This window comes from Deinococcus pimensis DSM 21231 (assembly GCF_000519345.1).
Taxonomy (GTDB): domain Bacteria; phylum Deinococcota; class Deinococci; order Deinococcales; family Deinococcaceae; genus Deinococcus_A; species Deinococcus_A pimensis.
In genome coordinates this window covers 6,900-7,771 of sequence record NZ_KI912655.1, presented here as the reverse complement: position 1 = coordinate 7,771, position 872 = coordinate 6,900, and the positions used below count along the sequence as shown (strand labels likewise).

General features: G+C 75.1%; 1 protein-coding gene. It reads right to left on the bottom strand.

Annotated features, from left to right (window positions below; genetic code table 11):
- Positions 1-760: M16 family metallopeptidase (locus DEIPI_RS31670; RefSeq protein WP_245588581.1), on the bottom strand; the 760-nt coding region annotated here is incomplete at its 3' end.
- Positions 761-872: the final 112 nt, after the last annotated feature.

The following is an 872-nucleotide window of genomic DNA, read 5'->3' as shown; positions in this document are numbered from 1 at the left end:
GCAGGCCCGGCGCGACGAACGCGATCTGCGCCCGCCCGAGGCCCTCGTCCGTGATGACGTCCAGCCCGCCCGTGAGGACGGGCGGCGCGGCCTCCCGCGAGAAGCTTCCCGTGGGCCAGTCCCGCGTGAGCTGGGCCGCGGCGGCCACGAACTCCGCCCAGTCGAAGCGTCCGCAGGCGACGAGGGTGACGTTCCCCGCCGGGTAGCGCGCGAGGAAGTTCTCGCGCAGCCTCCCCGGCGTGAGGCCCGACACCGTCTCGGGCGTGCCCAGCACGAGGTGCCCGAGCGGGTGCGCGCCGAACGCGCGGGCGCGCAGCTCGTCGAAGAGGCGCGACTCGGGCTGGTCCGCGTACATCGCGATCTCCTCCAGGATCACGCCGCGCTCCACCTCCACGTCCTCGGGGCGCAGCGCGGGCCGCATCAGCTCCGTGAGGAGCCCCAGCAGGTCGCGCCACGCGCCCGGCAGGGTGGCGGCGTGGTAGACGGTGGCCTCCTCGCTGGTGAAGGCGTTGACGTTCGCGCCGAGCGCGTCGAAGCGGGCGTTGAGCTCGTCTCCGCCCACGCGGTCGCTGCCCTTGAACAGCAGGTGCTCGATGAAGTGCGACGCGCCCATGTCCGAGGGGGCCTCGTCGCGCGCGCCGGTCCGCACGAAGTACCCGGCGGCGAAGGTCAGGGCGGTCGGGTCGGTCTCCCCGAGGACGGTGAGGCCGTTCGGGAGGACGGCGCGCTCGCGGCGCAGGGTGGGTTCAGGCGAGGACACGGTCCACCTCCAGCGGGGCGGGCCCCAGCGTCATCACGGCGGGCGGCGCGAGGGGTCGGCGGCGCAGGAAATCGTCGAGGTCGGCGCGCGTGAGCGCCCCGAGGGCCCGCAC